This window comes from Streptomyces durocortorensis (assembly GCF_016901035.1).
Lineage (GTDB): Bacteria > Actinomycetota > Actinomycetes > Streptomycetales > Streptomycetaceae > Streptomyces > Streptomyces durocortorensis.
On sequence record NZ_JAFEUF010000055.1, the window covers coordinates 28121 to 34364 of the forward strand.

Annotated in this window: 6 protein-coding genes; 2 read left to right on the forward strand and 4 right to left on the reverse strand. The window is 73.8% G+C overall.

Annotation, left to right across the window (positions count from 1 at the left end):
- Positions 1–184 precede the first annotated feature (184 nt).
- A complete protein-coding gene (locus tag JS521_RS13750) occupies positions 185–1174 on the forward strand; it encodes an aldo/keto reductase (RefSeq protein WP_205083197.1) in 990 nt (329 codons plus the stop codon).
- Between the two features lie 87 nt (positions 1175–1261).
- Here the strand turns inward: JS521_RS13750 and JS521_RS13755 are convergent, their stop codons facing one another.
- Positions 1262–1504: a DUF6411 family protein gene (locus JS521_RS13755; protein ID WP_205083198.1), complete on the reverse strand. Its 243-nt coding sequence runs from the start codon at positions 1502–1504 to the stop codon at positions 1262–1264.
- Positions 1505–1707: 203 nt separating this feature from the next.
- Here JS521_RS13755 and JS521_RS13760 point away from each other — a divergent pair, with 203 nt between their 5' ends.
- Complete coding sequence (locus tag JS521_RS13760; RefSeq protein ID WP_205083200.1) at positions 1708–2202, forward strand: hypothetical protein; 495 nt, start codon at positions 1708–1710, stop codon at positions 2200–2202.
- Between the two features lie 54 nt (positions 2203–2256).
- Here JS521_RS13760 and JS521_RS13765 read toward each other — a convergent pair whose 3' ends face one another.
- The 3 genes from JS521_RS13765 to JS521_RS13775 all read right to left on the reverse strand — a co-directional run bounded on the left by JS521_RS13765 (position 2257) and on the right by JS521_RS13775 (position 5643).
- Positions 2257–2994, reverse strand: coding sequence for a phosphatase PAP2 family protein (locus tag JS521_RS13765; RefSeq protein WP_372448582.1), 738 nt, complete (start codon positions 2992–2994; stop codon positions 2257–2259).
- 160 nt (positions 2995–3154) lie between these two features.
- Complete coding sequence (locus JS521_RS13770; protein WP_205083201.1) at positions 3155–4108, reverse strand: YihY/virulence factor BrkB family protein; 954 nt, start codon at positions 4106–4108, stop codon at positions 3155–3157.
- Positions 4108–5643: a bifunctional phosphatase PAP2/diacylglycerol kinase family protein gene (locus JS521_RS13775; protein WP_239487245.1), complete on the reverse strand. Its 1536-nt coding sequence runs from the start codon at positions 5641–5643 to the stop codon at positions 4108–4110. Before JS521_RS13775 ends, JS521_RS13770 begins: the two co-directional genes overlap by 1 nt.
- Positions 5644–6244: the final 601 nt, after the last annotated feature.

Sequence of the window (6244 nt, forward strand, 5' to 3'; positions counted from 1 at the left end):
ACAACACCCCACGGGGGGCGGCGGGCCCTGTTTTTTGTGGGGGGGGGCCCGGGGGGGGCCCCCCCCGGGGGGGGGGGGGGGGCGGGGGGGGGGGGGCCGCCCCCCCCCCCCGCCCCGGCCGCCTCCTTCGGGGCCGGGGTGCGTGCTTGCCTGGAGTGGACTCGAAGGAGTTGGCTGGGGCGTCATGGAGTACACACAGCTCGGACGTACAGGACTCAAGGTCAGCCGGCTCGTCCTCGGGACGATGAACTTCGGCCCGCAGACCAACGAGTCGGACAGCCACGCGATCATGGACTCCGCGCTCGGCGCGGGCCTGAACTTCTTCGACACGGCCAACGTGTACGGCTGGGGCGAGAACAAGGGGCGCACCGAGGAGATCCTCGGCACCTGGTTCGCCCAGGGCGGCGGACGGCGCGACAAGGTGGTCCTGGCCACCAAGATGTACGGGAACATGGCCGCCGAGGGCGAGGCCTGGCCGAACCACGACAAGCTCTCCGCCGTGAACATCCGGCGGTCGGTCGACGCCTCGCTCAAGCGCCTCCAGACCGACCACATCGATCTCTACCAGTTCCACCACGTCGACCGGAACACGCCCTTCGACGAGATCTGGCAGGCGATCGATGTCCTGGTCCAGCAGGGCAAGATCCTCTACGCCGGTTCGTCCAACTTCTCCGGCTACAAGATCGCCCAGGCCAACGAGCAGGCCGCCCGGCGCGGTTCGCTCGGCCTGGTCAGCGAGCAGTGCATCTACAACCTGGTCGAGCGCCGCGCCGAGATGGAGGTCATCCCGGCCGCGCAGGAGTACGGCCTCGGGGTCATCCCCTGGTCGCCGCTGCACGGCGGGCTGCTGGGCGGCGTGATCAAGAAGACGACGGAGGGTGGCCGCCGCGCCTCGGGCCGTGCGGCCGACGCCCTGGCCGACCCCGCCACCCGCGCGCAGCTCCAGGCGTACGAGGACCTGCTCGACAAGCACGGCCTGGAGCCCGGCGAGGCGGCCCTGGCCTGGCTGCTGACCCGCCCCGGCGTCACGGGCCCGATCGTCGGCCCGCGCACCGCCGAGCAACTGGACAGTGCGCTGAGGGCACTTGAGCTGGACCTCCCGGAGGCGGTGCTCACCGGCCTGGACGAGATCTTCCCGGGGCCGGGTCCTTCGCCGGAGGCCTTCGCCTGGTAGGGCGGGGGGCGCAAGGCGAGGAGAAGGGGCCTCCCGGCACTGTTGCGGGAGGCCCCTTCCGCCGTGGCGTGCGTCGGCGCGCCATGGTCAGAACGGCATGTGGCCGCGGGCACGGCGACCGGCCGAGCCGCTCTTGCCGACCGCCTTGGAGCTGCTGCGGAACGGCTTGCTGAAGAGGCGGCCCAGGATGCCGGGCGCCTTCCCGCCGGCGCGCGAGCCCGCACCCAGCGTGCGCTGTGTGCCGCGTTCCGGGTGGCGCGAGAGGCGCGGCACGAGGAACGCGAGCACGAGGAGAACGGCGCAGACGGCGACTATTCCTACGACCATCATGGTGATTCCTTGTCCTGGTGCGGTTGTCGGAACGTGCTGTGTGCCTCGGGTGCCCGATCCTCGGCACCTGAACCCCGGGCTCGGATTTCGTACGGGTGGGGCGGAGGGATGCGGTCTGACCGGGAGATACCAGGGCAGGAGATGCTCCGCCGGGTACGGGGGGTGACCGCTCGGCCGAGGACGACGAAAGGAAGGAACGCGCGATGTCTCCGGTGACCGAACAGTGGGGCGAGGTCCTGCGCACGCATCTGGCTCTCGGGGAAGAGGACTCGCCGGCCCGTGCCGCCGCCGCGTTCTCCGCCGAGGCGGGGTTCTTCGCCGTCGCGGGGCGGGGCGACGAAGACGGGTGGCCGTACTTCCGGTCGACGGCGAAGGGCGCGGAAGGTGCGCAAGGCGCGGTTCCGGACGACATCGAGGCCCTGTGCACCGTGTGCGAGGAAGCCGTTCACCCCCGGGGCCTGCGGATCGCGGGCACGTTCTGGCAGCGGGAGAGCCGTGAGGTGATCTCCGACGTCGTCACCGGCAGCGAGCTGGAACTCGGCCTGCTGCGGGAAGGCGACCGCGCCATGTGGGTCGTCCGGGCGGCACCGGACGTCTGCATGTTCGTGCTGGTGGACGGGGACCGCGAAGCCCAGGTCTCCGAGGCCCGTTCCCTCGTGCTCGACTTTGGCTCCTTCCTGGCGGGCCAGGGCTACTGATCCCGGCCCCGTGATCCTGGTGGTGGCCCGACCGGTGTTTCCCCCCGGCCGGTGTCACCGGTCCCGCGAGCCACGCTCCGTGCCGTACGCCTCCGGCTCGGGCCGCTCGTCCGTCAGCTCGGGCTCCAGGCCCTCCGACACGTCCGTACGCGGGCGGCCCGCATCGCTCCGCCACGCCTCGAAGGCCCAGCCGGTCAGGACGACGACCGCCCCTCCCAGCAGCCATCCGCCGATGACGTCGCTGAACCAGTGGACGCCGAGGGCGATCCGGGTGAACCCGACGCCCAGGACGGAGATCCCCGCCGCGGCCCAGCACACCCCGCGCCACCGGCGCGCCACCAGCGGCAGCAGGACCAGGAGAAGGACGGCGCACGACGTGGTCGCCGTCATCGTGTGGCCCGAGGGGAACGAGTAGCCGGGCGCGAGGGCCACGGGATCCTGGAGCGAGGGCCGGGCCCGCTCCACCACGACCTTGACGAGCACCCCGATCAGCGCACCGCCGATCGCCGTGGTCGCCGCCCAGGCGGCCAGCCGCCACGCGCGCCGGTAGAGCAGCCAGCCGGTGAGCAGGGCGACCGCCGTCCGCAGCGTCGCGGGATCCCACACCCAGTCCGACAGGAAGCGGAGCGTCGCCGTCCACCCCGGGTGGTCCAGGGCCACTTCGTGCAGTCGGCGGGCCGCCCCGGCGTCCAGGCGCTGAAGGGGCCCCCACGCCCCTTCGACGAGCATCAGGAGCAGCGCGAACGGAACCGCCGCGGCCGCGCCGGCCCCGACGGCCACCAGCAGACGCACGCCCAGGCGGCGGTCCGCACGGCGGGTCCGGTCCTGGGCGACCGTCCGTGCGACCGGGGCCGGCCCTGGGGTGGGAGGTTCGGCGGGGTCCGGCCCCGGGGTGGGAGGTTCGGTGGGGTCCGGCCCCGGGTTGGGAGGTTCGGCGGGGGATCGTGGCACGTCATGCTCCGGGGTCGGCGGTGATCGGTCCGGGCCTGCGGGCGCGGGCCGCCTCCAGTTGGGCGGCGAAGGCCAGCCCGAGGAAGAGGGCGATGGAGGTGAGGTAGGCCCACAGGAGCAGCGACATGAACGCGCTCAGCGGGCCGTAGACGGTGTCGAAGGAGCCGCTGATCCCGAGATAGAGGCTCAGCAGCCAGGTCAGCGCCGTCCACAGGACGAGGTAGAGGGCCGCTCCGAAGGCCAGCCAGGTGTAACCGGGCTGCTTGCGGCGCGGGGAGCGGCGGAAGATGGCGCTCGCCGAGACCAGGGCGAGCAGAAAGCCCAGCGGCCAGCGCAGCAGGTCCCAGGTGTCCCGTGCGGTGTCCCCCAGGCCGTACACGGTGGCGGCCGCCGCGACGAGGTCCCCGCCGGCCACCATCATCACGGAGCCGATGCCGAGCGGGATGCCCGCGCTCAGGGCCATCACCAGACCGCGCAGGTACTTGAGGTGGAAGACCCGGTCGCGCTCCACCCCGTAGATCCGGTTGGCCCCGCGTTCTATCTGGCACATCGCGGTGGTGACGTTGGCCACGGAGAAGGCCAGACCCAGCCAGAGGGCGACCTCGGGCCCGTCGCCGTCGCTCTGCTGGTTGCGGTTGAGGGCGTCGTCCACCACCTCGGCGCTCGGGCCCTCGCTGATGCCGTGGATGGTGAGTTCGGCGAGCCGGCCCACGCCCTCGGTGTGCAGCTCGGCCGACAGGCCGACGAAGGCGATCACCAGCGGGATGATCGCCAGGATCGTCTGGAGGGCCAGCGCGCGGGCGTGGCTGAAGCCGTCGGCGTAACGGAAACGCGTGAAGGCGTCTCGTATCAGGGGCCAGCGGCCGTAGCGGCGCAGGGCCGCGAGTGCCTCGTCGCCGGACAGCTCGTCCCCGCTCATGACGCGGGTCACCGGAACCCGGGTCGCCGTCCCCATCAGCGTTCCCGCGCGGGAAGCATGACGGTGAGGGCACCGGGCCGGACCTCCGCGGTGAGGCGTCGGCCGGGGCCCACCGGATCCCCGTCGATCTCACGCGGCTGCGGCCGGGCGAAGGCCAGCTCGGCGCGGCGGAAGGTGTGGAACTCGACGGGGCCGCCGTCGCCCGTGCCCGTGCCGGTCACGTCCGCGCCCCGGCGCTTCGCACGCAGCAGCACCCCTGCCGTGCGCAGCCAGCCGCCCGCGCCACGGGGGTCGAAGAGCGCGAGGTCGAGCAGCCCGTCGTCGGGCTTCGCGGCGGGGACCGGGGCCGCGCCCCCCTGGACCGTTCCGATGTTGGCGACGAGGACCATCCGGGCGGTGCGGCGCAGTTCGGGCCCGTCGTCGAGACGGACGGTCAGCCGCATCCGCGGGGCGCGCAGCCCCTTGGCCCCGGCCAGGACGTACGCGGGCCAGCCCAGGACCGACTTGGCGCGGTCGGAGGTCTCCTCCAGCATCGCCGCGTCCAGCCCCGCCCCGGCCATGGCGGTGAAGTGGACGGCGGGGAACCCGTCGCCCTCGATCCGGCCGAGGTCCAGGGCGCGCGGTTCGCCGGTCAGACCCGCCGCCAGTGCCTCGGCCGGTCCGAGCGGGAGGTCCAGGTTGCGGGCCAGCAGGTTGCCGGTCCCGGACGGTACGAGGACCAGCGGGACACCGGTGCCGGCCAGGGCGTCCGCGACGGCCCGGACCGTGCCGTCGCCGCCGCAGACCACGATCAGCTCGGCCCCGGTGCGCAGGGCCTCGGCGGTCTGGCCGCCGCCGGTGTCCTCGGCGGTGGTGTCGACGAACCGGGTGTCCCGGTAGCCGTGCTGGGCGAGGACCAGACGCAGCTGCTCCCGGGTGGCCTCGCCGGTCACCGTCGGGTTGACGATGACGGTGGTCTGCCTGCGTGCCGGGGCGGGCTGCGCCTCGGCGGCGGCCACGGCGATGTCCATGGCGTCCGCCGGGGGCCGGCCCACCCAGGAGTGCCCGGGGAGCACGGCCCGGCCCACGACGAGCAGGGACAGCGCGCCGTTCGCCAGTCCGCCGGCCACGTCGGTGGGGTGGTGCATGCCCCGGTAGAGCCGTGCGAGTCCGACGAGCAGCGGAAGGAGCAGCAGGAGTGCGGCCAGCGGCTTGCGCCACCGGGCCCGGGTCCGGGACAGGACCAGGACGGCGAGCCCGGCGTACAGCGCGGTGGCCGCGCCGGTGTGCCCCGAGGTGTAGCTCGATGTGGGCGGGGAGTCGTCCATGCGCTCCACGTCCGGACGCGTCCGGTCCACGGAGGCGGTGATCAGGACGAAGACCACCGACTGGAGCGAGACCCCGACGGCGAGGAAGACCGCCTCGCGCCACCGGGGCAGCCGGGGCACCAGGACCAGGGCGAGGCAGGCCAGGAGCGTGAGGCCCACCACCGTGGAGGTGTCGCCCAGGGCGGAGGCGATCGTGGAGGCGGTGTCGAGGGTGGTGGTACGGGCGTCTTCGAGCGCCTCGACGGCCGCGTCCTCCGCGGTCATCGGCCACCGGCCCTGGGCAGGCCCGGTGATCAGCAGCCCGAATCCGGCGATGACGGCCGCCTGGCAGACCGCGAAGGCGCCGATGCGGGCCGCGGCCCGGGGGATTCCGGTGGAAAGGGCCGGGGAGTGGCCGGGGTGCGGGGGAACGGGTGCTCCCCGACGACCGGTCCGTCCGGTTCCGTCGTTCCCGCCGGCTTCCGCAGCCCCGCCGCTCCCGTCGGCTTGTGCGGGGTGGCCGCTACTGCCGGCCTCCCCGGTCCCGCTCGCGTCTCTCGCTGGAACGCTTGTGCCCATCGGATCCCCCCACGTCTGCTCCGCCGCCCGGCGGTTCGGGGGAGACCACTTCTCCCTCGGCGATACGCCGTATGCCCTGTCGTGAGCGGGTCAGACTTCCGGCCCGGTGGTCTTTGACTCCGCCCCTTCGCGGGTCAGGGCCCGGAGAGCGGCACTGCCGCGGTGATGGAACGGCCCCCTTCGGGCAGCTGCGCGATGTCGACCTGGTCGGCGAGCTGGTGGATCAGCCACCCGCCCCCCCCCCCCCCCCCCCCCCCCCCGGCGGGCGGGGGGGCGGGGGGGGGGGGGCGGGCCGGGGGGGGATAAA